This window comes from Psychrobacter sp. SCQQ22, from assembly GCF_015864605.1.
GTDB classification, from domain to species: Bacteria; Pseudomonadota; Gammaproteobacteria; order Pseudomonadales; family Moraxellaceae; genus Psychrobacter; species Psychrobacter fozii.
Genome location: NZ_JADYWZ010000001.1, coordinates 314,493 through 340,565 on the forward strand (window position 1 = coordinate 314,493; position 26,073 = coordinate 340,565).

Consider the following 26,073-nt stretch of genomic DNA (forward strand, 5'->3'; position numbering starts at 1 on the left):
AGAAGGCGCTTACTATAGGTAAGCGCCTTCTTTTTTGCACAAAATCTTAATCTATCGCTTATTTGATTAAGTGCTCATACCGACAAAGTCAAAATCAACGTTAGGGGTTTCGCCTTGGATTAATAAACTAAGGGCTTTTGCAGAACCACAAGAATGCGTCCAACCCAGCGTACCATGCCCAGTATTGAGCCATAAGTTGTCAAAAGTAGCTGAGGCATTATGGCTGCCGTGTTTGACTTGACCGCAGTGCGCACGGCCAATCAAAGGCACGTTCGATGGGGTCATAGGGCGTAGTCCTGTCCAATATTGTACCGAGTTTGCAATAATGCCTTTGGGGAACAACTGCTGTACGCGTCGAGTAATGGCTTCGCAGCGAGTGGTATTCAGATCTAAGTTATAGCCATTAAATTCTGCGGTGCCAGCCACACGTAATTTATCACCCAATCGTGAGGTGACCAGCTTAAACTCATCATCAATCAAGCTAACAAAAGGCGCTAAATGCGGCGCTCGTGGGTTGACGGTATAAGTAGCCGAATAGCCTTTTGCCGGAAATATTGGCGCGTGTATACCCAAAGGCTTTAGCAATGACACGCTATAGCTGCCAAGTGCTAATACATAAGTACCTGCAGTAAAGGTTTGGGCGTTTTCACCTGCTGGACGAATGGTGATACTGTGCACGTGCGGATGCGCAGAGTCTGTATCGGTATTGAGTGCTAAAATCTCGGTATCATATAAAAACTGTACACCAGCATCAATACAGCGCTGTGCCAAACGTTGGGTAAACAGGTGCGCATTGCCAGACTCGTCACGACTGGTATAGGTTGCTCCAGTCAGCTTATGAGCAATTGGGTAAAGCGATGGCTCTAAATTGACGGCGTTATTGATATCAATCACGTAGCGCTCACAACCGAGGGCTTGCATGCGTTCGGTTGGTTCTATAGCTGCATCAAACTCTGCCTGATTAGTATAAAAATGCATGATACCGCGAGTTTGCTGTTCGTAGTCAATGCCGATATCCGCACGCAGCTGCTGTAAGGTATCTCTTGAATATAGACCTAAGCGTACCATTTGTACGAGATTGGCATCGGCTCTATCGGCGCGGCACTCTTGCAGAAACTGCATCGCCCATTTGAGCTGAGCTTTGTCAGCCCGCAAGCGATACAGAAGCGGTGCGTCTTCTTTAAACAACCACTTGAGCGCTTTCATCGGAGTTGCAGGATTAGCCCAAGGTGTGGCATGTGACACCGATATTTGACCACCATTTGCAAATGAGGTTTGCAAACCTGCTGCGGGTTCACGCTCAATCACAGTCACATCATAGCCTGCTTGACGAAGATACCATGCGGTGGTCACACCGACCACGCCTGCTCCAAGTACTGCAACATGTGTCATAGGGTTCTCTACTGTGATTGTCTAATGGCCTGACAGCAATGGGTCAAACTTCTAACACCATCTATAGGGCAAGTTTTTATTTGGCGCGGGCCACATCAGCTTGCAGGGCGGCTGGCAAGTCTAGTGGCGTCAGTAAGCTATCAACAAGGTATTCTGGACGAGTGATGACCAATGCTTCAAAACCTTCGGCATTGGCAATCGCATTGACCACTTGGATTTTATCAATCTTGTTACCTGCAGCTGGTACCTCACCAGTGCCTTTTACATAGTGCAAAAATGCTTTGGGTGCTGATTTAAAATAAATACGAGCGATAACTTCTTGACCCAGATAGCAGCCTTTGTCGTAATCCATACCGCCGCGCTGATGCAGACGCAGCTCTTGCGGTTGGAATTCACCTTGAGTGGTAGCTACGATCCAATAGTTACCAGTGGCAATACTGCATTGCATCCAAGCTTGTGTATCCTCAGTCGTATTATGATCGTCTTTATGGCTAAAAGTCGGTACATTATCAAGGACACAAGGATAAATTGGCATCGGCGCGCTGGTTTCAAATTTAGAAAATGCACCATATTTTTTAAGGTGGGCTTGTAGAGCATCCGCGCAGTCAGCACTAATGACCACATCATATTGCTTTTCTGCTTGTTTCTTAATCCAAATACCAAATTCAATGCGTCCCTTTAAATTACCAATGGCAGCAGCTTGATAGCTGAGGCCGAGCTTGGTGACATCACAGGTCAACTGTCCTTGAAAGAATTTTTCGGCATCCTCGCCTTGAATGGTTAATTGGGCAAACTTTGGTAATATCGATGCATTTGAAATTTGAGTCATTATTATTATCCTTAAACTAAATGAAGCTAAGAAGAGTACCACAAAAAACACGGTCATAAAAAAGCTCGTGGTTAAGTGGTGAGTTAACAGTTAAATTGGGCTCAGTACCCAGTTTTCAACCGTACAAATTGGTTAAAATTGTCGAGTTACGGTACAATGTTGGCTCTAGTAAAAACCTAATCTGTCATGGCTGCCGAGGAAATAATGAGCTTACCAAATTGCCCTAAATGTGATGCTGAATATACGTATGAAGATGGTGCGTTACTGGTATGTCCAATGTGTGCTCATGAGTGGACGGCGGCTGAGACCGATGCTGCGCAAGCTGAAGAGCAAGATGCAGTTATTCGTGATGCTGTCGGCAACGAGCTACAAGACGGTGATGCGGTGACTGTGATCAAAGACCTAAAAGTCAAAGGCTCTTCACTCGTCATCAAAGTAGGTACCAAGGCAAAAAGTATTCGTTTATTGCCAGATGCTACTGACGGTCATGATATTGACTGCAAACTCGATGGCTATGGCCCAATGAAGCTTAAGTCTTCTGTTGTTAAAAAAGCCTAGCGTTCCAGATATGCTTGAAAAATTTTATAATAAACAAATATAAAGCAGACGTTTAATCACAAAAAATTGTCGCTATAAGTAGAGAATAACTATGAGTACTAAAAACGAACAGCTCTTTGCACAAGCCAGCAAACATATCCCGGGTGGTGTTAATTCACCTGTTCGCGCCTTTGCAGGAGTCGGTGGTACGCCAATCTTTATGCACCGTGCCAATGGCAGCAAAATTTATGACACCGAAGACAATGCCTATATTGATTATGTCGGTTCTTGGGGGCCGATGATTTTGGGTCATGCGCATCCAAAAGTAATCGATGCGGTCAAAAAAGCGGCCGATGATGGTCTAAGCTTTGGTACCCCAACACCGTTCGAGACGACAGTTGCAGATAAAATTTGCGAAATCGTGCCTAGCGTCGAAATGATTCGTATGACCAGCTCTGGTACCGAAGCAACCATGAGTGCGATTCGCTTAGCACGTGGTTACACCCAGCGTGACAAAATCGTTAAGTTTGAAGGTTGCTACCATGGCCATTCAGACAGTCTGTTAGTAAAAGCAGGTTCAGGCATGCTTGATATCGGTGAGCCCACCTCAAAAGGCGTACCTGCTGATTTTGCTAAGCACACGATTACGATTCCTTATAATGATCCGCAAGCGATTAAAGATTGTTTTGAGAAATGGGGCGAAGAAGTCGCTTGCGTTATCTTAGAGCCTATCGCTGGCAATATGAACATGGTCATTCCAACACAAGAGTTCCATGATACGTTGCGTGCAGAGTGTACTGCCAATGGTGCAGTATTAATCTTTGATGAAGTCATGACTGGCTTTCGCGTCGGACTTGGCGGAGCGCAGGCACACTTCGGTATCGACCCTGATTTAACTTGCTTTGGCAAAATCATCGGTGCAGGTCTACCTGTTGGCGCTTTCGGTGGTAAAAAAGAAGTCATGTCTTGCATCGCCCCACTTGGCGGTGTCTATCAAGCGGGCACGTTATCAGGCAACCCACTCGCGATGCGTGCTGGTATTGCGATGTTTGAAGACTTAACGGCAGACGGTTTTTATGACGAATTAGCAGCGAAAGTTGATCGTTTAGTAGACGGTTTCCAAGCAGCGGCTGACAAGCATGGTATTAACCTTCGTACCAATAAATTGGGCGGCATGTTTGGTATGTTCTTCGTTAGAGACAAGGAGACTGCTGTGCCTCAGAACTTTGATGACGTGACAGAGTGCGACATGACTGTATTTAATACCTTCTTTCATGGCATGCTAGATCGTGGTATCTATCTTGCACCCTCTGCTTATGAAGCAGGTTTTATGTCAATCAAACATAGCGATGAAGACATTGATGCGTCAATCAAAGCGGCTGATGAGATATTTGCTGAAATGGCCAGTGCTTAATTTATTCTGACTCAACGTCATAAGTAGCATTGATCAAGGCAATCAAAGCCATAAAAAAACCAGTACCTTAAGAGGTGCTGGTTTTTTTATGGCTACTTATTTTCTACAGTCATCTATTTACTTTTGATGTTCTTAATATCGGCATCTAATTGTACACGTCGTTGCTGTGTATAAGTGGTCAAACAACCATTGAGCGCCATTGGGTAAGCACTACCGCCACGAACTGAACTGGCAGAAAACTGGCAAGCTTTGTCTCTAAAATCAATCCATGCCAATTGCACCGTTTTTAATTGCTTTTTCTCAGAGCTATTAAGTAAACGCTGAAAATCACGGTAAGACTGGTTCAGTTTTTTGTCTTCTACGGCCAGCTCAGCTGCAATACACTTGTTAATATCGGTCTGAGTATAGGCGTTATCGCAGGTGTTTTCTGCAGACGCTTGGGCACTGACAAATAGTCCTGTTGACAGTAAGGCAAGACAGCCGACTTTTTTAATATGACTCATGATAAACATATAATCTCGTTACTTGTGTGAAATGGCATTTAGCATAGCATAGCTATATTCCGCATATATCTTGAGTTTATGAGGGGTTTGGTACATGTGTATTTTCGATTATATCTATATTTTTTAAACTAGTCGAGCTGAGTTTTTGTTCTGTATATTGGTCATAAAAAGCGATATATATAAACCAAAAATACTACTAATAACTGACCTGATAAAGTGACTCAGCCGCTTAAAAAATCATGATTAGAGTATGCTATGCTGAGAAAAATATACTCAGCAAGGACGCTAACTCATGACTACCAGCACCAATGATATGCCTAGCAGTAATACACCACCGTTATGGCAAGCCTCGTATGAGAAACACGGACTAAGAAATAATCTAGATGTGTTAGAGGGCAAGCACAACCTGCTAGAGTTACTGCAACCCAAGATAGAACAACATAGGGATTCTGTGGCTTTTAGTATGGGGCCCGCTACGCTTACCTTTGCACAACTGGATATTGCCAGTCGCCGCTTTGCTGCTTTTTTACAAGCAAAAGGAATCAACAAGGGCGATCGTGTCGCGGTACAACTACCCAATATATTGCAGTATGCAGTCGTGTTGCTTGGCTGTTTGCGCTCAGGCACCGTACTGGTAAACGTCAATCCAATGTACACCCATTATGAATTGGCACACCAACTGACGGATGCTCAAGTTAGCGTGCTGGTTGTCCTTGATGGGATGACCGCCGCTTTCGATCAATTAGACGATGCAGTGAAATCGCAGCTGTCACTGGTGGTACATTGTTCTGTCAATCCGAATGCTGAACCTGCGGATAACGACATTGCCTTACTTACCCAACTTGAAGCCTCAGCTGATACTACTCGTCAATTCAATCAAACCAATCAAGCCAAAGCCGATAATGCTGCAAATGATATCTCAGAGCAGAATGTCAGCTTTGCGCATATTATGAATACATACCACGCTGAGCAGTGTCAGGCTGTGACGATTACACGTGATGATTTGGCCTTATTACAATATACAGGTGGCACGACAGGCAAACCAAAAGGCGCCATGCTGACACACTATAATGTCATGGCCAATATCTGCCAGTGCTATGCGATGTTTGGCATGGCGATTGAAGCCGGCCGTAGCGAGCAGATCAAGATACTGAATCCTTTACCGCTCTATCATATTTTTTCATTCACTGTTTGCGGTTTGCTCGGGATATATGGTGGGTGGGAAGATATATTGGTTACCAATCCACGTGACATCGATGGGCTAGTCAATACTATTGAGCAGCATCGTCCGCATGTCATTCCTTCTGTGAATACCTTGTTTATTGGTATGCTCAACCATCCAAAATTTGCTGGCCTTGATTTTAGTCGACTGGCCTTATCTATCGGTGGTGGCACCGCCATCATCAAGGCGGTATCTGATCAGTGGCAACAAGTGACAGGCATGATGATTCATGAAGGTTATGGAATGTCTGAGACGGCACCAGTTATCTCGTTCAATCCACCCGGGATTACGAATTTTAATGGTAGCGTTGGTCTGCCGTTAGCAATGATGAATATCAAAATTATTGCTGAAAATGGATACTCCTGTGCGATCGGAACACCTGGAGAAGTCGGCATCAAAGGACCACAAGTGATGCAAGGTTATTGGCAGAAAGACAATACAGATACCTTTACTGAGGATGGTTATTTCAAATCTGGCGATATTGGCGTCATGGATCACGATGGTTTTTTGACACTCGTCGATCGTAAAAAAGACATGATATTGGTCTCAGGATTTAATGTTTATCCTAATGAAGTAGAAGCTGCATTAACTGAACATCCAAAAGTGCTAGAAGTGGCCGTCATTGGTGTCGAAGACAAACACAGCGGTGAAGTTCCCAAAGCTTTTGTGGTCAAAAAAGACCCAAGTTTAACGGCTGATGAACTGATGACTTTTGCTATTGAGCGTTTGACTGGCTATAAGCGTCCGCAGTCTTATGTGTTTATCGATGAGTTACCGAAGACAGCAGTCGGTAAAATATTACGTAAATCTTTGCGATAAATGAATACGTCATTTCACTAATGAATGTGGAATGACACGAATAAAATCCTCAAAACGAATAAAAAACTGGGCTGCTATTTTAAGCAGCCCAGTTTTTTAATGCGTGCTGTATGTAACGATTGAATTTTATCGTGATTTATCAAACTTGCGATCTCTCAAGCTTAAGTTGCCGCGCACCACATCGCCATACATTCGGAAGTCGCTAGCAAAGCTTTTTAACGGAAACTTAAAAGAGGCAGGTTTATTTTTTTCAAAGAAAAAATGACCCACCCACGCACAAGCATATCCTGCGGCAATACCTTTGAGTAACGGTTTGGGAGAACGGGTTTTGACAGACTTGGCCAATCCTAATAATCCAAAACTACTACCTGCGAAGTGCAAGCGACGGCACGCCATGTTTTGATGCTCATCCAAATAGAAATCATAAAATTTCTGCTTAGTCGGCGTATTGGTTTTGACTATTTCTTTTTTTGCATTGCTATTGATCTGTGTATCAGCAGTTTTGGCCATGTTCTGTGTGGCAGTTGCATTCATTTTTAGCTTCCTTGCTAGTGGTGTCGTGTATGCCATATAAATTAAGGCAGATTTTAACACTGGTGAGTAAATTTCTTTCTATTGAGATGTGGATTATAGGTGATAGCCTATTTATAAGCTGACACCAAGTCACTGTTATTTATTATAATATTGGTGGCTTTCAATGTAGCAAACCCATATTATTAACACAAGCAATAGATGCTGAGTGTGCCTCGTTTACTGTATATATGGTTTCATGACGCGTGCGCTGTGGTTTTGTGCCGCTTGCGAGTGTTTGGCATAAATGCTTTAATGGCAAAAATAGCGTCTATTCGTGTCGATAGTGCTATCTTGTGTACTCAGAATTTTTGTACAGATTATTTACCTGATTTTTAATAAGTATTCTTTTTCCCTTATCTAACATGGTAACGACTTCCCCTATGCCTATTGACTACCTTACGAACCCACCGCTTGCTGATGACGAAATGATGGCAGCCATTGATATTGGCTCCAACAGCTTTCACCTAGCCATTGCGCGTCTCGATCATGGTGAGGTGCGAAAAGTAGTGTCTATGTCTGAAAAGGTGCAGCTGGCCGCCGGATTAGATGAAAATAAGATCCTAAGTGCAGCAGCTGAAAAGCGTGGTCTTGACTGTCTGAGTCGGTTCGTGGCGCGCTTGGACTCAGTGCCTCCAGAGCGTATTCGTGTGGTTGCGACCAATGCGTTGCGACAAGCCAAAAACGCAAACGACTTTATTGCACGTGCCAATAAGATTTTGCCCAAGCCTATTGAGATTATTGCAGGGCGCGAAGAAGCTCGATTGATTTATTTGGGTGTTTCGCACACCAATGCCAGTAGCGATAAACGCTTGGTGATGGATATCGGTGGTGGTTCGACAGAGTTCATTATTGGTCAAGAGTTCGATCCACTATTGACTGAGAGTCTACAGATGGGTTGCGTGGCTTTTACGCAAAAATACTTTTCTGATGGATTGATTACTAAAGAAGCTTTTAATAATGCTATCTCAGGCGCACGCAAAGAAGTGCTCGCAATCAACGGCCGTTATCAAAAGACTGGCTGGAGTAGTGTGGTTGGCTCTAGTGGTACGATTAAAGCAGTGCGTAATGTCCTTGTCTCAAAAGGCTGGGCTGATGAGCAAGAGCGAATTACTTATAAAGGTGTCAAAAAACTAGAGAAGCTGCTGCTCAAGATTGGTAACGTTGATGATATTGACTTAGAAGGTGTAAAAGAGCACCGTAAAGCAGTATTCCCAGCGGGTGTTGCCGTATTGCGTGCGGTGATGAAGGTACTGAGCATTGAAACCATTGCTTATTCAGATGGTGCGCTACGCGAAGGGGTTATGTATGACATGCTCGGACGTTTTGCTAGTGAAGATGTGCGTGACCGCAGTGTATTGGCACTGATTAAACGTTATTCAGGCGATAAGAAACAAGCCAAGCAGGTGGTCAAGACCAGCCGTCATTTGTTTGAACAGGTCATGGATAAGCTTACGCTCAGTAGCGATGATGGTGACTTGCTCAGACGTGCAGCCTTCTTGCACGAGATAGGGCTTGCGATCAGTCATAGCAGCTATCACAAGCACAGTGCGTACCTGCTCGAATATTCAGATATTCCAGGATTTTCGCAAGTCGATCAAAAACGTATGGCGCAGTTGATGCTCAATCATCGCCGTAAGCTCAAGGCTGATATGCTTGAGCAGACGTGCACTATCGGTGGTGATCAGCTCGTTTATCTCTGCTTACTATTACGTCTGGCAGTGTTGGCGCATCATAGCCGCAGCGATTATGAGTTACCAGAATTAGAATTAAAGGTCATGGATGATAACTGTTGGCAAATCACCGTTATTGATAGCAGTGAACACTATGCTTTCTTATTGTCTGATCTCCTGACGGAAGCGGATCAATTTGCCAAGTGGGGCGTGAAGCTGAGTGTGGTTGAAGCTTAGTGCTTATAGAAATTACCGTTGTAATTATTAAGCTAAAAATTCGCGTAACAAAAGCTGCTCTGTCGGTAATGTTATGCGATTTAAGATGTGCTACTATAGCTTCTATTGAGTTTACAACTGTACTTTTATTATTTACAAACCCATTATCTACAAACCGATATCGACGCTATTGTTAAATATAATTATTAAAGGGAAAGGTCTATGAGCACTGTCTGGGATAGTGTGCAGCTTGCACGACACGCCAAGCGTCCATTATTTATGGACTATGTTAATCAGCTGTTTACCGAATTTGATGAGTTGCATGGCGACCGTGCTTATGCCGATGACAAAGCCATACTTGGTGGCTTGGCTCGTTTTGACGGTATGCCAGTAATGGTAATTGGTCAACATCGTGGTCGCAGTACTCGCGAGCGTATTGCTCATAACTTTGGTATGGCCAATCCTGAAGGTTATCGCAAAGTGATTCGTTTGGTCAAAATGGCTGAGCGCTTTAATATTCCTGTGATGACCTTTGTCGATACCCAAGGCGCATATCCTGGTATCGGTGCTGAAGAACGTGGACAAGCACAAGCCATCGCGGAAAGTATCGCGGTGTTCTCTAGCCTAAAAGTCCCTATCATTGTCACCATTATCGGTGAAGGTGGTTCAGGTGGTGCATTAGCCATTGGCGTGGGTGATAAAGTAAACATGCTGCAAAACAGTATTTACTCAGTCATCTCTCCTGAAGGTTGTGCGTCCATCTTATGGAAAACCGCTGAAAAAGCACAAGATGCTAGTGAAGCATTGAAATTAAACGCCATTAACCTATATCAAATGGGCTTAATCGATGCTGTTATTGAAGAGGGCGAAGGTGCTCACGTGCAACCGCAGCCAGTCATGACCGCATTGAAAGCACTTATTGCTGAACAGTTAGATGAACTTAAAGACTTAGATGCGCATGATCGTTGCGAGCTACGCTATGAAAAGTTAAAAACGTTTAACTCTGAAGTGATGTTGCCTGCCTAGTCGGCTCATATTGCGCCAACCTAATATTACACGTCACGAATATGTTGCTTTTAATATTAGATGTTGAGCTTAGTGCTAAAATAAAAACGTGTCATTTAATGGCACGTTTTTTTGTGGCTGTTACTATTAACGTATCAATATCTGACTACTCAATAAATAAGGCTGACTATGACCAGCAGTGCGATCCTTTCTTACTCTATTGAGCCAATCGATGAGTTGCCAGTTGATGATAAGCTGGCTGCAGCATTATTGAGTAGTATGTCTGAGTATGGCGAACAGCTGCATGGTCGTCGTCTTTGGCTGGCATGTAGTGGTGGGCGTGACTCACTGGCATTAGCAGCGTTATGTGTACAGCTTTATCGACAAGGCAGATTGCCATTTTTGCCGCAGCTCTTACATGTGAATCATGGTTTGCAAGCGGATAGTAACGCTTGGGCAGCCCATGTTGCGGATTGGGCAGCGGTGCAAAAAATACCGTGTTATATATTACGTGCGCAAGTAAACGGCCATGATGAACAGGCAGCACGACAAGCTCGCTATGAGGTAATGCGCGCGCATATCAATCAAGGTGATGTTTTGCTATTGGGCCATCATGCTGACGACCAAGCGGAAACCGTATTGATGCGATTAATTCAAGGCGCTGGCGTGAATGGTCTATCGGGCATGCAGCCGTGGCGCGTACAGAGACAGGGTGAGCAGCACAATATACTATGGCGGCCTTGGCTAACTATTCAGCGTGCCCGTATTAGTGCCTATGCTCAGCGTCTACAGCTGCCGTATATTGACGATCCCACCAATGACACAGGCGATAACGTGCGTAGTGGGTTACGCCGTGACATCATGCCAGTATTGGCATCATATAATCCCAACGTCATTGATAATATTGCTCGTAGCGCACAGCTATTGAGTGACGCACAGGCAAGTGTCAGTGCACAAGCAGCTGCAGATTTGCAGCAGACAGCAGTTGTTCCATTACAGTTGCTATCTGCACAGCAAGTCCTAAATATTGATGAATTACACAATCTACCACTGTATCGCCAACGTCAATTATTACATTACTGGTTGGGTCAAGATGAGCCATTACCACCGGCTAAGCAGCTCGTAGATGACGTACTACTTCTAAGTCAACGTGATGACCACGATCATCAGACGGAACTATTTTGGCAAGGTCGTAAGCAGTCTTATACTATTCGTCGTTATCGGCAGCAGCTTTATCGTCTAAGCAATGAGTGGCTGACTTGGCTGAAACTGCCACTTACTGAACAGACGGAAATGCTACCTCAACCTTTTTCACATGAATCTAATGCAGCTGACGAACAGCCTGTCTTGACTACCTTACGTAGTGACAATGACTTCACTTGGCAGGTGCAGATTTTGGCAAATGAATTGGCGGGATTATTAGACCATGACCAACACGAAGCATTGCTAAAATCATCAAGAACCGCAATGTTAAAGGTAGCACCATTGGGTCGCAAGCAGCGTGTACAAACAGCACTAGCGTCACGCCCACAGTCTGGCAAAAAGCTTTACCAAACTTTGGGTATACCTTCATGGTTACGTGATAGCTTAGTAGTGATCAGTGTGGATGTTATAGATGAGAAAATGACCGAAAATGAAAGTCCGATAGCGTTGCCTATTTTATTGCTGTCACCTTTTGATCGTTGGGTATTAAGCGCTGATAATTTGAAAACTGACACTACCAATCATCAGCTCGCTCACCTTATTAAAAGTAATCTAAGTCCCAAAAAAGGTGCAAAAAATAGAGCAGATTGCTTGTAATTTACTAGATGCTCCTAAGTTTGATGGCACTGTGGTCGGCATGAATTTATCAAACGGTGCTGGTAGCAGTATGGTAAACTAAATGTCATTTTGTATATGCATATGTTAGTTTGAATAACTTTGAATTTTTGTGTAGGAGACAAGTATGTCAGTATTAGATAATAAAAAAATCAGCTTTATCGGCGGTGGAAATATGGCTCAGGCCTTGATTAGCGGGCTAGTGAGCTCTGGCGTCAATCCTGAGCTTATTACCGTATCAGCACCTAGCAAAGAGACACGTGATCAGTATGATAAGCAGCAAATGAACACGGTTGATGCCAGTGAAAACCCTAAAGCTGCTGTGATTGGCGCTGACATCGTCGTACTGGCTGTTAAGCCGCAAGTAATGAGACAGGTCGTTGGCGAGTTTGCTGACGCTCTAGACAATCAGTTGGTAATTTCAGTGGCAGCAGGTCTGTCGACGGATCTGTTGTCTGACATGTTGGGTGGCTATAGCAACATCGTACGTGCAATGCCAAATACACCTTCGATGATTCAAATGGGTGCGACTGGTCTATATGGTACAGATGCCATTTCAGCTGAACAAAAGCAGCTAGCAACCGCAGTCGTAGAAGCCTCAGGCTTGGTCGTATGGGTTGATGATGAAGCGCATATGCATGCTGTTACAGCCGTGTCAGGCTCAGCACCCGCTTATATGTTTTACTTCATCGAATCGATGGTTGATGGAGCCGTTGCTTTAGGTTTGGACAAAGAAAAAGCCTCAGCACTAGCGATGCAAACCATGTTAGGTGCTGCGAAAATGGCGATGAACAGTGATGACACGCCTGCAGAATTGCGTCGTAAAGTCACCTCGCCAAAAGGTACTACTCAAGCCGCAGTAGAGTCTATGCAAGCCAATGAAATCGGCCGTCAAATTAGCGAAGCGATGAAAGCTTGCTCTGATCGCAGCCAAGCGCTTAGTGAAGAGATGAGCAAATAGTTAGACAAAACCCAAAAATACGATTGCCGGTGTCCAGATTATTGCAATCTACAAATTGCCGTACTGACACTCGTATCACTGGCTCATTTTATTTTTGGTAATATAGTTGGCTCCATATAATTTGGATACAAGGAAGGCGAGTGAAAGTACTACAAGTAGTAGGCTAAGCGAGACTGACACTGTATCCAATTTATAGAGGGTCGACTACACTAAGTATCTGATAATGACATTCGTCATCCTAGAACCTGTTAATAACGTCACATTGAGTAGCACTTCATGAACAACATGTTATTTCAAATCTTTGATTTGGTCACCACCTTTGCGATGATGTTGGTGTTTATTCGTTTCATGCTGCAGTTTGCAGGTATGGATGCGAGTAATCCAATGATAGCCCCTGCTTATAAAGCGACCCATATCGTCGATGTTTTTGGACGTATTTTTCCAACGGTTGGTCAAGGTCGTATCAGTATTGCAGCGATTGTACTGATGTTTTTGATTCGTCTGATTGATATCTCTGGAAAGGCAGCACTGACCCATAAAGGCATTGCACCTGTACCGTTATTTTTCACTGGTACTGTCAGTTTGATTTTAGATTTTTTGCGTATGTGTCGCTACTTGGTTATTGGTTCAATTATCGTCAGCTGGATTGTCGTGTTTACGCAATCTCAGCATCCGATTATTGGCATCATTATGAATCTTGCGGAGCCAATTTTGGAACCGTTTCGCCGTATCACGCCAAACATGGGTATGCTTGATTTATCACCGATGATAGCCTTTGTTGCTTTTATTCTGCTAGAGATGTTTATTGGTGGTTTGGCAGCGAGCTTCTTGCCGATGTTAGGCTAAGTCAAGTTTCTTAAGCTAAAAACCACTTGCTGAAATTCAATGTATAAAAGAGGCGCTCTATAAGACATAGAGCGCCTTTTTTTGTCGCTGATAAAAGTCATCGGTATATAAAGGTGTCAGCAAGTTAAAATCAAATAAAACGATTGGGTATCAATTGGGCTTGAGCATTATCAGGGTGCGGCGCATCAGCAGCACGCAGCGTTCGAGTAATCCAACTATCCGCTGCTTTGACTGCATCAACAAGTAAATCTCCCATCGCTAAACGCCCAGCGATAAAGCTAGCCAGTGAGCAGCCTGAGCCGTGAAATTCGCCTGCTAGACGCGGCAAAATGCTTTGATGTACCATTTCACCTTTTATATATAGATACTGCTCAATATCACCGCTATCGAAATCATGTGACGTTTTTACCAATACGGCATGAGTACCTTGAGCACATAGCTTCTGCGCGCCGATGTGTAAGTCCTGCTCACCGCTTAATGCACGAAGCTCGTGCGTATTCGGTGTGATTAGAGTGGCGTAGGGGAGAAGCGCCTTAAATGCCGTTACTAAGGTTTGTTCATCACCTAGGCTGCCACCGCTATTGGCAACCAATACTGGGTCTAATACAAAAGGTGTCTCAGCAGCGATAACTTGCTCAGCAAACAACTGGGTCAACATCGCGATATTATCAGTCGTACCAAGCATACCTGATTTGATAACGCTAACAGGCAGATCATCGAGCACTGCTGTGGCTTGGTCTTTTACCAAGCTCGCGGCACAAGCCTCAAAGCCAAATACTTGTTGCGAGTTTTGTACGGTGATGGCAGTACAGGCAATGGCAGCATGAGCACCTGCTTGGCCAACGGCTTCAATATCGGCTTGTAATCCAGCACCACCTGAGGGATCCAATCCTGAAAAGCAAAGAACCACTGGTCGCATAACACTTCCTTTGATATATTTTAAAATGAATAATAAATACTATAGCTATCCACTGTTGAAAAAGCCATAGTAAGTGAGAGATTGTATCGTTGAGCTCAAGTAATTTCGATACAGGGAAACCGAGTACAAGCTATACATTAGTATGGTTAGCGAGGATGACGATGTAGATGTAGCGGATTGATATAGATTGGACTATATATTGAAAATTAATGCATCGATCAAATGTACTGATAAATAGTAATTAACCGCGTATTGATTGGCTCAGACCTCGTTTTTTCTGGTTTTTAGAGATACTTTACTCGTTAAAAAAGGCATAAGACGATATAAATAAATAAATATCATAAAAATTGCATTAAATAGCTAGACAATGCTTGCAATTCTTTTTGGTTTTGCTATAATCATCGCCCACGGGATAAGACGTATTATCAGCAATAATACTATTTTTTAGAACTTAAAAAGTCTTACGTCGTTTGGTGAAGTGGGTGAGTGGCTGAAACCAGTTCCCTGCTAAGGAACCATACGTTTGCGCGTATCGAGGGTTCGAATCCCTCCTTCACCTCCATTTATAGTGTTGTTTTTAGAGTAGCATCGCAAAAATTAGTTGTTAGTCTTTATAAGTTAAAAATTAATTATATTTTAATGAATAAAGATGTTGACACAAGCGATATTATCTATATAATGACCAACCTAATTTACTGTAATTGTTATTAACAACGCAGTGGATGATGTGCAAAATACGCGCCTGTAGCTCAGTTGGATAGAGCACTTGGCTACGAACTAAGGGGTCGGGAGTTCGAATCTCTCCAGGCGCACCATTTGCATACTAGCTTATTATATAAGCTTAAGAAATACCTAAAATAATCGCCTGTCTTATGACAATTTGGCGGTTTTTTTATGTCTGTTACTTTTGTCTTTATACTTCCTGCGGTGATTGCATGCATGACCAGATAGCATCTGAGGATAATGTACGATACAACCGTGAATTACGGTACAATGGAGACATTATTCACTGCTTGCTATGAGCTTGTACCATGTCAAAAAGTTTATCTAAACGCACATCTAAAGCAACCACAAAATCAAAGCCGCAACGTAATGCTCCTATGCAGAAAATACCTGATGAAGAGCCGACGATCGCTAAGCCTACCACACGTGTCGTGGCGGTACTCTATGATGGTATGTTGATTCTGGCATTGCTATTCTTAGTGGGGACGATGCTGACCGTGATTGGCACATTACTGACCATGAATACAGGTACAGACTCTTCTCAGGCACAGTCGTTGCCCACTTGGTATCAGAACGTCATTATGACGCCATCATTTGTACTGACGTTGGTGGCGTTCTATGGATTGTTTTGGCGTCGTGGTGGGCAGACATTGGGTATGCAGACTTGGCGATTAAAAACTGTGAATAACTCAGGTCATTTACTGACATGGGGACAGTCATTTAAGCGTATTTTGGCGGCATGTTTGATGCCATTACTGTTTGGTATTATTGGTAGCTTAATCGGTGGGTCACGTGCGATATTATTGACCAGCGCCTTATTAGGCTGGGTTTTTAATTACGCCTTTTGTTTGTTTAATCGTCGCGGCTTAGCAGTGCAAGATATGTTATCTAATACCATAACCCTAAAAATGCCAAAAGTCGCACACGAAGGGTTATGGCGTGGTTTTAGAAACCGCAAGCAGTCACAAAATAAACCTTAATATATAACCATGATATATATAGCTACGTATGACTTATTATGTATGGATATGTGCGAGCAATCACGTCAACACTTTATAAATTGACGGTTTGAATCAGCCATCCGGTATAGCCCACAAAAAATAGCATTAACATGGCACCAGAGGTTCGTCCAAATGGTCGATTGGTGACAAAAGCAAATCCACAAAGTACCACTAGTAATACCGTAATCAGGCCCATGGCCATCACGTCACGTGAAAAAATCACTGGGTTCACGGTGATAGGGGCAATGACGGTTGCCAAGCCAACCACGGCAAGGGTATTAAAAATATTAGAACCAATAATATTGCCCAGTGCCATGTCATGTTCACCTTTACGAGCGGCAGACAAGCTCGATACCAGCTCAGGTAATGAGGTGCCGACTGCAACAATCGTCAATCCAATGACCAACTCACTCAGTCCCCAAAATGTTGCGACCTCAACTGCGCCCCAAACAATGGCTCTTGAACTGGCAACCAACATCAACATGCCCAAAAATAAACTGCCCAAGCCTCTTATTACACTCGGTTCTTCATGGTTTGTACTCGCATCATCTTCTGTTATGACATCGTCATCATGTTCATGATTGCCTTCTCGAACGCTCAATACGATTTGAGTGGCCAATACTAATACCAATAATACCAATAGTACGATACCATCCGCTTGGCTGAGTGAGCCGTCACGCAGCTGCCATGCTGCAACAGCCGTAATCATCAGCAATATAGGCAAGTCACGCTTGACGATGGCCTTACGGATGATAATGGGGCTTATTATTACGGTTGCACCCAGTACCAACGCAATATTAATAATATTAGAGCCATAAGCATTACCAAGTGCCAACTCAGGGCTGCCTTCTAACGCTGCTAGTACCGATACCACCATCTCAGGTGCTGATGTACCAATACCCAAAATAAGCACACCAATTAAAAAACTGGGTACTCGAAATTTTTGTGCCAAGGCTGTTGCGCCATCAATAAAAACATCAGCGCTCCAAACCAAAATTGCTAGACCAATCAAAATTGCAATGACTGCCAACCACATTTAGATAACTCCTTCGTTAGGGATAAAAATAGATATTGGGTTTTGAATAAGCTTACATCATATAAAAATGGCATAAAAAAAAGCTGAATCACAATCTGGATTCAGCTTCGATATAAGTACAAGTATTTTAATGGGATTTTGACAACTACAGCAACTGTATGATTAGGTATTTACTCATACTTTATGTAACAAGCTTTTAAGTAATTTCCTTAAGCAATGTTCTTAAGCCACTTGTACAGGAATGATGTTTGCTGTGTCTTTTACGGTGTTGTCTTCATTACAGTAGACCAGTTTTGGCTGATAAGTTTCGGCTTCAACCTCATCAAAATGAGCATAGGCACAAATAATCACGATATCGCCCAAATCGGCCATATGAGCAGCAGCGCCATTCAATGAGATGATGCCTGAACCTGCTTCAGCACGAATCGCATAAGTGCGAAACCGTTTGCCATTGGTAACGTTATAGATATCGATAGATTCATTTTCGCGCAGACCTGCAAGGTCTAATAAATCGCCATCAATACCGCAAGAGCCTTCATAATGAAGCTCTGCATGTGTGACGCGGGCACGGTGCAATTTGCATTTAAGCATATTAAGTAGCATGGATTGCTTCCTTAGCGTGATGAAAGTGATAAGTTAATGGGGGCAAATCTACCCAAAAAAAAGGTAGTATTACCCAAACCCGTAGCTGAATGAACAGTTGTGGGTAAGTTGTTGATTAACTGGACAGAATTGGGATCAAAATACATCTGCCAGAATAGGCGGTATCATACCGTGTTATTCGGGTAGTTTGAAACCGTTTATCTGAGAACGCGCGCGTTCAATATCGCCATCTAGCAGTAATGGTAGTGCTTCGAAAGCAGCCGTTAAGGCGCTATCGATACCAATTTGCTCATCAGGAGAGGCTTTTGAAAGGACATGTCCACTAACTTTAGATTTATGACCAGGATGACCAATACCCACGCGTAGACGATGAAAATCGCTACCAATATGCGGCGTAATATCACGCAAGCCATTGTGACCACCGTGGCCACCACCTGTTTTTAGTTTAATGCTGCCAGCAGGAATATCGAGCTCGTCATGAGCAATGAGCAACTGATCATTATCAATGCCATAAAAATTCACCATCGGCACAACCGACTCACCAGACTTATTCATAAAGGTGAGAGGCATCAATAAGCGCACATCATGCCCATGAATTTGCCCGCGTCCTGTGACACCATGGAATTTTTTGTCAGGGCTCAGGTCAATATTGAACTGCTGGGCCAAATGATGGACGAACCAAAATCCTGCATTATGACGCGTAAACATATACTGCTGACCAGGATTACCAAGACCGACAATAAGCTTTATGGCCATAAAAACATCCTGCTTGAGTTTAATAAATGAGTGGTAAGGCTTGCGTATCAAAGTATCGAATTATAGACGTATCGAATAAAGAATATTACTTTTATACCCAAACCGTACTTACAAAAACAGCAGGAGATATTCATCACCTGCTGTTTTTTTGACTAAGCGCACCAGTAACTATATAACAAACGATAGGTCGCTATATAGAGTTTGGTTATTACTCGCCGTCTTTCTTGTCTTCAGACTGTTCAGTAGCAGGTACTTCAGCTGCGTCAACTTCTTCAGCATCTGCATCAACTTCTTCAACTGTCGGTGGTAGCATGTTAGCGATAGTACGGTCATGGCCGTCTTCTAGCTCAAGCTCGTTGATAACAACGCCTTCAGGAAGTTTGATGTCTGATAAACGAAGCAAATCACCGATTTCCATACCAGATACGTCTATTTCTAGATACTCAGGTAGTAGTGATGGAATGCAAGAGATTTCGATATCAGATACTAGCGTTGACAAAACACCAGCTTTTGCTGTGCCTGGCGCTTCTTCTTTACCAGCAAAATGAACAGGAACGTTCATAGTGATTTTTTGACCTTTCACAACGCGCTGGAAATCAGCATGCATTGGAAAGCCTTTAGCTGGATGACGTTGCAAGTCTTTGATAACTGCTTGATGCTCTACGCCGTCAACATTGATAGTCAAGATGTGTGAGAAGAACGCTTCAAATTCAAGCGATTTTACCAACTCGTTGATTTTGATAGAGATAGAGGTAGGCTCTTCGTTGCCACCATAGATAATAGCAGGAACTAGATTCTGCTTACGTAGGCGGCGGCTCGCACCTTTACCTTGTTGTTCAGCAGAACGATCAACTGCGTTTAGCTCAAAATGGTTAATGCTCATGGATATAATCCTATAAAAAGAATGATGAAGTGTCTGGTCATAAAAAAGTGGATTTGCGACCAATCCACTAATACGTGATGATAGCTAAGCATTGTCAGTGATAGTTACTACCAAAAACTCTACGCTTAGCCATTTGCTTGTCATAACGATTTTTATGATAATTATTATCACGGTTGTCGTTACTTCACAGCATGATCAGCACTTTCGATAATACCAACCTGATTGAATAAAACAAACGGGCGGCACAGGCGCGCATTATACGTGATTTTGTAGTAATAATAAAGACCTACGAAAAAGGGCTGTGTAAAATTATTAAGCAAAAAATAGCGCCAAGTAATGAAACTTGACGCTATTTTTATGACGAGCACCACTGTTAAGTGTTAGCCATCAAACATTGCACTAATAGATTCTTCGTTATTGATACGGCGTAGACTTTCAGCCAGCATTGGCGCGATGCTTACTTGGCGAATTTTGCTACATGCTTTTGCCGCATCAGACAATGGAATCGTATCAGTCACAACCAGCTCATCTAACGCAGATTCGCTGATGTTTTTCAATGCATTACCAGATAGAACAGGGTGAGTAATGTAAGCTAACACGCGACGTGCACCGTTTGCTTTCAATGCTTCAGCGGCTTTACATAGTGTACCTGCAGTATCAACCATATCATCAACAATCACGCAATCACGGTCGCGAACGTCGCCGATGATGTGCATTACTTGTGATTCGTTGGCACGAGCACGGCGCTTATCAATAATTGCCATGTCGGTATCACCCAACTGCTTGGCCATGGCGCGTGCACGCACAACACCACCAACATCAGGTGAAACAACCATAATGTTGTCATAATCTTGTTTTTGTAGGTCATTCAATAGCACAGGCGTGCCGTAGATGTTGTCTACAGGAATATCGAAGAAGCCTTGAATTTGATCTGAGTGCAAATCAACAGTCATTACGCGGTCAATACTGACGATGTTTAGCATATCAGCGACGACTTTAGCAGAGATAGGTACACGAGCTGAGCGTGGACGACGATCTTGACGCGCATAACCGAAATAAGGCATGACAGCTGTGATGCGACCAGCACTAGAGCGACGCAAGGCGTCAGCCATCATCATGATTTCCATCAAGTTGTCATTGGTCGGTGCACAAGTAGGCTGCATGATAAACACGTCTTTACCGCGCACGTGCTCTTTGATTTCCACGGCAATTTCGCCATCAGAAAAACGCGTGATGTCAGCTTTACCAAGAGGTATGTGAAGATGATCGGCTACGGTTTTTGCTAATTCTGGGTGGGCATTGCCCGTAAAAATCGCCAAATAAGGCATGACAGAAGTCCTATTGATTGACTCAAGCAGAGACCGCTAAGCAGTGTCAAACTGCTCAAATTCAGAAAAGAGTGGTGAAAAGTTTTGATGACTACTATTACAGTAAAAAATGGCAGGGGTAGCTGGACTCGAACCAACGGATGTCAGGATCAAAACCTGATGCCTTACCAACTTGGCTATACCCCTGTAATGTCTAGGCTGTGTACGTCCGATTTCTAGCAGTAACTTTTAATAATTGTTACTTCTAGAATGGCGTTACGACCTTTCAGTTAACTACAAAACGGATAAACCGTTTAATATCTAACTTCCCCTAGCGGCGTTCATTGCGAACTATACCGAAACTGGGATGGCGTTGTCAATGGTAATACCATAAGTGACGATTTATAATTCACTTATAATGTATACATATCAAACGCTTCGAACTTAAAAATGGCAGGGGTAGCTGGACTCGAACCAACGGATGTCAGGATCAAAACCTGATGCCTTACCAACTTGGCTATACCCCTATTTAGGCGACCTATTATAAGTAATTTTTCAGATTTTGCAAGTCATTTGCGCCTTTTTATGGCTTTTATTCGTAATGAGGTAGGTTTGAGAGACTAAAGTTAAAGCTGATCACTGAATTAAAGCTAATTGCCTATGGTATTTTGAAGTATTGAGATTTTTTATTGGATAATAAAATACTTTTTAAAGTTGAATACAACAGGTAATGTTTCTAATCTCTTAGATTACAGTTAAAACTATAAGGGTATGGGAGTAATAATAAAAAATTATAAACTCCCAACCACGTATCCCTTACAAGGTGCTTCCGCAATCCACTTGGCTAAAAGTGCTTTGTCAGTAGTCACGCTTGCATCCAAAGGTAAAAACACTGCGCTACCAGAGCCAGTCATTCGTGCTGTACCCATCGCGTGCTGCTCTAACCTTTGTAAGTAACGTAAAGCCTCTTTAACAGCAGGTGCGAGGCTCGTCACCACTGGCGTAAAAACATTGTGATAGGGCGCAGTGAGCGTTTGTACATAATCAGCGTATTGGTTTTGAATGGTTTCAATCGATAGGGGCGTGATGCCTCGCTCTAGTTTTGGATGAGCGAAAAGTGTGGCAGTGTTGACGTGTGCATCAGGTGTCAGAATCAAATATTGCTGTTCTGGTAAATCAATGGCGGTCAGTTCCTCACCAATACCCATCGCAATCGCATCTTGCCCAAAGATAAATATGGGCACATCAGCGCCCACTTTTGCACCGATTTTTATAAGCTCATCACAAGTAAAGCCAAGCTGCCAAATCTCATTTAATACCAATACGGTGGTGGCAGCATTAGAGGAGCCACCACCCAATCCTGCACCCATTGGTAAATGTTTATCTAAAGTGACATTCACTGATGCTAACTGCTTAGGTAGCTTGTCAGATAGTACTGAAGCAGCTAATAATGCGTATGCTGCTTTAAAAATGAGATTGTCTTCTATGCTGGTCGTTATCGCTTCTGCGCCATTTAGTGATAGTAATTGATGGCAAAGATTCGTAGCTTCTAACGTGTTATCACTAGTATCAGCGTCGACATCACTGTCTATTGAAAAATGTAAATAATCACCCCAATCGAGCAAGCGAAAGACCGTTTGTAAATCATGATAGCCGTCAGCGCGCTTACCAGTGATATGCAAAAACAGATTAATCTTTGCAGGGGATAAGCGTGTGATAGTAGAGGCAGACGATGCGGCTATATTTTCAATCATAATGTACAGTCATAAAGTTTTCAGCCATAAACGGCTAGCTTAGTAAGCAACGGTGGCTTGATGGGTCATTGCTCTAACTAGTGAGTGATGTAATGAGCGATAGGTTAGTGATTAATCGTCATCACGACCTTGTTACCTTGAGGCTGCACAGCGCTGATTTTACTCGGTAGCTTATCAGTGCCCTTATAGGTGAAGCTAGCAGTCCACTCACCGTTAACTGAGCTGATTAAGCGCTTTTGGGCATCCATTTCTGGCGCACTGTCTGAAGGTGCTGGACGACCAGATATCCAATAAGGCATTTGTGAGATAGGAGCCTGCCAGCCGGTTGCTTTTTTCAATAGAGTCTCAGGATCATTGGCTGTCAATGACCCTGTTTTTTCACTGACTAGCGTGGCGGTTTGACCATCATATTCGATATTGGTTTTACCGATACCTAGCGCGCCAATCAGCTCGATAGCAAAGCGGTCTTCTTGTTGTCCCCACGCATAAAAGGCACTGCCACCTTGAGCGCCTGTGGTGTCGTTAGCAGGCATCGTTACACCAATTTTGCCAGTAATATTAAAGGTCTCAAGCTTTTGTGGTTGCTCTTGTATAGTTGTGGTTGGTTGGTTGGTAGTCGCACTCGCTGTTTTTAATGACTGACAACCAGATGTTATCACGAGCGCTGCTGCCATGGCCGTGAATAGAGTGACTCTATTAAGCTTATAAGAAGTAGTAACTACTGACATGATGTTTCCCCAATAATGAACAAATTTACAAAGATATTAGCTTAAGTGTTATTTGTTACTCAGTTATGCGTGGCTGTTAGCTTCTTATAAGTGCCTTGTAATTAAGTGCTCAGCAATCGTTGAACTGCTTTACCTACTATCAAAATGGATTATTGACCATGTATTTAATACAGCTGTATGCGATCATTAATATTATGCTGTCCGAATGAAAAGCGTTTCTGCAAGTCTGTAAGTAGTGTCTCGACTCTTTCATTATTACCTAGGCCTTGATACGCACGTAACAGTAAAGCACCTGAACGTAGCGTAGGCAACACGTCATAAGGTGTCTGTAGGTAGTCGATAACTTGCTGGTAGTTTTTGTTAGCCAGCGCATTGCTTGCTAGGATATTGAGTGCTTGTAGATGTAGCTCATTATCGTAACGTGGGTCATCATAGTGAATTTTAATGATCGCTGTCGCAAGCGCAAGACCTTGCTCAGAGCTGCGTTCGTTGGCCAATAGTAGCTGTGCATAACTGAGCTTATAAGACAGATTGCTAGGATCTAAAGCCTGTAAGTGGTTGAGTAGGGGCCGTTTTACGATATAGTCTTCTTTGTCATCGAGGAGCTGGGCACGTGCAAACAAGAGCATTTCATTATCAGGATAATTACGCGCAGCTTTCGTTAATAGGCTCAGCGCTTCGTCAGGTTTGTTTTGCTGCCATAAGATATCGGCTTGCATCACAAACGTGTCAGGTGCAAATACTTCAAAGTCTTTACGCAGCTTTTCTAAAACTGACATTGCCGCTTTAGTATTGTTATTGAGTAATTCAAATGCGACGACTTTTCTACGAGCTTCTAGCACTAAGTCTTCTTGCATGACGCCATTGAGATAGTATTTGGCTTGTTCAAATTTCTGCTGGCGCTCGGCACTGATACCGAGGTAGTAATAAGCCTGATTAAGATAAGCGGGTGTCTTTGCCAGCATATTGAGTAACTGATCGGCATTATCGTATTTTTCGATATCCAAGCTTACTAATGCTGCTAATAAAGTAATCTCAGCATCATCATTGAAATGCTTATGCGCTTCAATCAATAACTCCCATGCTTTTTGGCTTTGCTTTAAGTCCAGCAAATAGCGGATTTCATACAAGTAAAGGTTCTTACTGTCTGGATTACGCAGTCGTGCTTGGCTGACATAATTGATTACTGTCTCAGCAGTAACGATTTTGCGCAATATGTCGGCCTTTAACGTAATAAAAGGCACATAGTCTGGTTGGCGTTCTAAAGCACGGTTGATATGGATAATGGCATTTTCAGGCTCATTAAATTGGTAAAGCAAGCCTGCTTTTAATACGGACAATGAAGCATTTTGCTCGCTATCTAGCGGCTGTAGCGCGGCAAGTAATTCGCGCTTATCTTCATCATCGTTTGGATAAATACCGATAAGGATTTCGCTTAGGTCTGCTCGAGGATCGTAACGCAAGATACGATTCAATGTCTCGCCAGCTAGCAAATAGTCGTGTGCTCGTAGCGCCAAATGCGCCACATAAAACCAAGCAGGCACGTGATCGGGGTTTTGGTCTTGCCATGTTTTGGCAAACTGTAATGAATCCTCAACTCGCTCATTACGTAAGGACAAGCTCAGTGCTCGCTCAAAGACTGCCGTTGCATCCTCTTTAAAAGATTGCTGCTTGTAGATAGTAATCGCGCGCTTTTTGTCATCACGATCTGCTGAAAATTCCGCATCTAGCAGCGCATATAAACTTGGCTCTTCGAGCTCAGGTTGCCATAGGCTTGCTGGGGCTAGGCCATTAATATTGGCAACCTTTCCTGTGGGCTGTATGCTTGTGTGAATAGTTGTTGTAGTATGACTCGTCGCGCGGTTATTTGATGCGTCGTTGCTGTATGAATTGTCATCTGCGATAGCTGCTGACACGCTAGGTTCGTTTGTCTGTAATAAAATATTGGAAGGGTTTGCGTATACAGAAGAAGATCCTAGGCACAGACAGACGGCCAACGATAATGTTAGCTTATAGTGTTGCCATAGACGTTCAATAATGTCATGCCATAAAGCATGAAGATTCGATTGGGCGTCATGCGCAAGTTTTGATCGAAGTAATGACCCGAAAAAAATCATAGATAACCGTATTTGCCCATTATTTATCTATATAGATAAGTAAGCTATGTTTTAATTATTTTAAACTGAATGTTGGTAACGAGTACCTATAACGAACATTATAAGAGTAGATAGCTGGTATAAACAATAGTGACCGTGTTACTCGGACAGTGGCATTAACTATTCTAACAATAGCTGTTGCGGGAAGGCGTGATTCTCTGACTATTTATGCCGATAATTCGCTATCAATATTGGTCAGAATATTATGAAAATATAACAAGTTAATGCAAAGTAAGCGAATAGTTTGTAAGCATTTTTTAAACATTTGCTCAAATTCGAACATTGGCTTTACCAATCGTATGAGTAGTTGATTTGTGACATACGCGCCCAGATACAAGCAAATAGTTATCATCGGTAGGCGAGTGTTAATTAAAGCTGGCAATAATGATATAATAAGCGGTT

The 26,073-nt window shown here is 43.1% G+C and carries 22 protein-coding genes and 4 tRNA genes; 11 read left to right on the forward strand and 15 right to left on the reverse strand.

Annotation, left to right across the window (positions count from 1 at the left end):
* Positions 1 to 66 precede the first annotated feature (66 nt).
* The gene (locus I6E84_RS01345) at positions 67 to 1,392 is read right to left on the reverse strand and encodes a D-amino acid dehydrogenase (protein WP_197215630.1); all 1,326 of its coding nucleotides are present in this window, start codon (positions 1,390 to 1,392) and stop codon (positions 67 to 69) included.
* A 76-nt stretch (positions 1,393 to 1,468) separates the two neighbouring features.
* A complete protein-coding gene (locus I6E84_RS01350; RefSeq protein ID WP_197215632.1) occupies positions 1,469 to 2,221 on the reverse strand; it encodes a YgfZ/GcvT domain-containing protein in 753 nt (250 codons plus the stop codon).
* A 204-nt stretch (positions 2,222 to 2,425) separates the two neighbouring features.
* Here I6E84_RS01350 and I6E84_RS01355 point away from each other — a divergent pair, with 204 nt between their 5' ends.
* Together I6E84_RS01355 and hemL are read left to right on the forward strand one after the other, a co-directional pair.
* Entirely contained in the window at positions 2,426 to 2,779 is a 354-nt protein-coding gene (locus I6E84_RS01355) for a zinc ribbon domain-containing protein YjdM (RefSeq protein ID WP_058025320.1), read from the forward strand.
* 91 nt (positions 2,780 to 2,870) lie between these two features.
* The gene (gene hemL, locus I6E84_RS01360; RefSeq protein ID WP_197215633.1) at positions 2,871 to 4,172 is read left to right on the forward strand and encodes a glutamate-1-semialdehyde 2,1-aminomutase; all 1,302 of its coding nucleotides are present in this window, start codon (positions 2,871 to 2,873) and stop codon (positions 4,170 to 4,172) included.
* Between the two features lie 113 nt (positions 4,173 to 4,285).
* Here the strand turns inward: hemL and I6E84_RS01365 are convergent, their stop codons facing one another.
* Positions 4,286 to 4,684, reverse strand: coding sequence for a lysozyme inhibitor LprI family protein (locus I6E84_RS01365; protein WP_197215634.1), 399 nt, complete (start codon positions 4,682 to 4,684; stop codon positions 4,286 to 4,288).
* A 283-nt stretch (positions 4,685 to 4,967) separates the two neighbouring features.
* Here I6E84_RS01365 and I6E84_RS01370 point away from each other — a divergent pair, with 283 nt between their 5' ends.
* Complete coding sequence (locus tag I6E84_RS01370; RefSeq protein ID WP_197215635.1) at positions 4,968 to 6,716, forward strand: AMP-binding protein; 1,749 nt, start codon at positions 4,968 to 4,970, stop codon at positions 6,714 to 6,716.
* Between the two features lie 126 nt (positions 6,717 to 6,842).
* On the opposite strand, the gene I6E84_RS01375 is transcribed toward I6E84_RS01370, so the two are convergent.
* Positions 6,843 to 7,250 carry a DUF962 domain-containing protein gene (locus I6E84_RS01375; RefSeq protein WP_197215636.1) on the reverse strand — a complete coding sequence of 136 codons (408 nt, stop codon included), beginning with the start codon at positions 7,248 to 7,250 and terminating at the stop codon, positions 6,843 to 6,845.
* A gap of 419 nt (positions 7,251 to 7,669) precedes the next feature.
* Between I6E84_RS01375 and ppx the strand changes: the two genes are divergently transcribed.
* From ppx to I6E84_RS01400, 5 genes are all read left to right on the forward strand, one after another.
* Positions 7,670 to 9,196, forward strand: coding sequence for an exopolyphosphatase (gene ppx / locus I6E84_RS01380; protein WP_197215637.1), 1,527 nt, complete (start codon positions 7,670 to 7,672; stop codon positions 9,194 to 9,196).
* 201 nt (positions 9,197 to 9,397) lie between these two features.
* Positions 9,398 to 10,201, forward strand: coding sequence for an acetyl-CoA carboxylase carboxyltransferase subunit alpha (locus I6E84_RS01385; protein WP_197215639.1), 804 nt, complete (start codon positions 9,398 to 9,400; stop codon positions 10,199 to 10,201).
* A 168-nt stretch (positions 10,202 to 10,369) separates the two neighbouring features.
* Positions 10,370 to 11,980, forward strand: coding sequence for a tRNA lysidine(34) synthetase TilS (gene tilS, locus I6E84_RS01390; protein WP_197215640.1), 1,611 nt, complete (start codon positions 10,370 to 10,372; stop codon positions 11,978 to 11,980).
* Positions 11,981 to 12,125: 145 nt separating this feature from the next.
* The gene (proC, locus tag I6E84_RS01395) at positions 12,126 to 12,959 is read left to right on the forward strand and encodes a pyrroline-5-carboxylate reductase (RefSeq protein ID WP_197215641.1); all 834 of its coding nucleotides are present in this window, start codon (positions 12,126 to 12,128) and stop codon (positions 12,957 to 12,959) included.
* Positions 12,960 to 13,235: 276 nt separating this feature from the next.
* Positions 13,236 to 13,805, forward strand: a complete 570-nt coding sequence (locus tag I6E84_RS01400; RefSeq protein ID WP_110921955.1) for a YggT family protein — start codon at positions 13,236 to 13,238, stop codon at positions 13,803 to 13,805.
* A 130-nt stretch (positions 13,806 to 13,935) separates the two neighbouring features.
* Here the strand turns inward: I6E84_RS01400 and I6E84_RS01405 are convergent, their stop codons facing one another.
* Entirely contained in the window at positions 13,936 to 14,724 is a 789-nt protein-coding gene (locus tag I6E84_RS01405) for a hydroxymethylpyrimidine/phosphomethylpyrimidine kinase (protein ID WP_197215642.1), read from the reverse strand.
* 472 nt (positions 14,725 to 15,196) lie between these two features.
* On the opposite strand from I6E84_RS01405, the gene I6E84_RS01410 reads away from it, so the two are divergent.
* From I6E84_RS01410 to I6E84_RS01420, 3 genes are all read left to right on the forward strand, one after another.
* Positions 15,197 to 15,286 (forward strand) — tRNA-Ser (locus I6E84_RS01410).
* Positions 15,287 to 15,462: 176 nt separating this feature from the next.
* Positions 15,463 to 15,539: transfer RNA gene (locus I6E84_RS01415), tRNA-Arg, on the forward strand.
* Positions 15,540 to 15,755: 216 nt separating this feature from the next.
* Positions 15,756 to 16,427, forward strand: a complete 672-nt coding sequence (locus I6E84_RS01420) for an RDD family protein (protein ID WP_197215643.1) — start codon at positions 15,756 to 15,758, stop codon at positions 16,425 to 16,427.
* Between the two features lie 73 nt (positions 16,428 to 16,500).
* Here the strand turns inward: I6E84_RS01420 and I6E84_RS01425 are convergent, their stop codons facing one another.
* The 10 genes from I6E84_RS01425 to I6E84_RS01470 all read right to left on the reverse strand — a co-directional run bounded on the left by I6E84_RS01425 (position 16,501) and on the right by I6E84_RS01470 (position 25,431).
* Positions 16,501 to 17,484, reverse strand: a complete 984-nt coding sequence (locus I6E84_RS01425; protein ID WP_197215644.1) for a calcium/sodium antiporter — start codon at positions 17,482 to 17,484, stop codon at positions 16,501 to 16,503.
* Positions 17,485 to 17,706: 222 nt separating this feature from the next.
* Complete coding sequence (gene panD, locus I6E84_RS01430) at positions 17,707 to 18,087, reverse strand: aspartate 1-decarboxylase (RefSeq protein WP_025651868.1); 381 nt, start codon at positions 18,085 to 18,087, stop codon at positions 17,707 to 17,709.
* Between the two features lie 174 nt (positions 18,088 to 18,261).
* A complete protein-coding gene (pth, locus tag I6E84_RS01435) occupies positions 18,262 to 18,843 on the reverse strand; it encodes an aminoacyl-tRNA hydrolase (protein WP_110921951.1) in 582 nt (193 codons plus the stop codon).
* A gap of 208 nt (positions 18,844 to 19,051) precedes the next feature.
* Positions 19,052 to 19,726 carry a 50S ribosomal protein L25/general stress protein Ctc gene (locus tag I6E84_RS01440; protein WP_110921950.1) on the reverse strand — a complete coding sequence of 225 codons (675 nt, stop codon included), beginning with the start codon at positions 19,724 to 19,726 and terminating at the stop codon, positions 19,052 to 19,054.
* 380 nt (positions 19,727 to 20,106) lie between these two features.
* Positions 20,107 to 21,054, reverse strand: coding sequence for a ribose-phosphate pyrophosphokinase (locus I6E84_RS01445; protein ID WP_110921948.1), 948 nt, complete (start codon positions 21,052 to 21,054; stop codon positions 20,107 to 20,109).
* 110 nt (positions 21,055 to 21,164) lie between these two features.
* Positions 21,165 to 21,240 (reverse strand) — tRNA-Gln (locus tag I6E84_RS01450).
* A gap of 244 nt (positions 21,241 to 21,484) precedes the next feature.
* A tRNA-Gln gene (locus tag I6E84_RS01455) sits at positions 21,485 to 21,560 on the reverse strand.
* 264 nt (positions 21,561 to 21,824) lie between these two features.
* The gene (ispE, locus tag I6E84_RS01460; protein ID WP_197215645.1) at positions 21,825 to 22,787 is read right to left on the reverse strand and encodes a 4-(cytidine 5'-diphospho)-2-C-methyl-D-erythritol kinase; all 963 of its coding nucleotides are present in this window, start codon (positions 22,785 to 22,787) and stop codon (positions 21,825 to 21,827) included.
* A 104-nt stretch (positions 22,788 to 22,891) separates the two neighbouring features.
* Complete coding sequence (lolB, locus tag I6E84_RS01465; RefSeq protein ID WP_197215647.1) at positions 22,892 to 23,515, reverse strand: lipoprotein insertase outer membrane protein LolB; 624 nt, start codon at positions 23,513 to 23,515, stop codon at positions 22,892 to 22,894.
* A 164-nt stretch (positions 23,516 to 23,679) separates the two neighbouring features.
* Positions 23,680 to 25,431, reverse strand: coding sequence for a tetratricopeptide repeat protein (locus I6E84_RS01470; protein WP_320158613.1), 1,752 nt, complete (start codon positions 25,429 to 25,431; stop codon positions 23,680 to 23,682).
* Positions 25,432 to 26,073: the final 642 nt, after the last annotated feature.